Source organism: Vibrio sp. A37 (genome assembly GCF_059777565.1).
The window spans coordinates 1-464 of sequence record NZ_JBLNLI010000082.1 but is presented as its reverse complement, the minus strand read 5'-3'; the positions used below and the strand labels follow the sequence as shown (position 1 = coordinate 464).

The window sequence follows — 464 nt, the reverse complement described above, 5'->3', positions numbered from 1 at the left end:
TAAAAAAACAGAGAACGTACTTTTCTTTTCTGTGGCAAGAACACCCTCCCGAGAAAATCAATTCCACTGGATAGGAAAAGTAGCAAAACATGAAGTAACATTATTTAGGTATATTGATGGGCCCAAAATCATCCCAAATAACCTAGAAGACTTAAAGCTATTCAGATTGGGTAGTCAGTCTGGTGGTAACTTTGAAGAATATATAGAAGGCAAAGGCTTTAACCTAATTACGACTACTTATGGTCGAAAAATGCTTCAGATGTTGAGAAAAAACCGTATAGATTATACCCCTCTAGTTACTTCTAGTTATTTTTATCGTCTTGAGCAGTATGGTTTAGAACCTAATGATTTTGTCCCAGTACTTAAAATAGATGACTTGTCAAAAGACCTTTGGTTAGTAGCAAGCCTTACAACTTCAGATGAGGTAGTTAGAGCACTGAAAAGCAGTTATGACCGTTTGACAC

Annotated in this window: 1 protein-coding gene; it reads left to right on the top strand. The window is 36.2% G+C overall.

All coding sequences use genetic code 11. The features are described 5' to 3' along the window. The coding region (locus tag ACM2FC_RS23615) for a transporter substrate-binding domain-containing protein (protein WP_498483473.1) at positions 1-464 on the top strand (464 nt) is incomplete at both ends.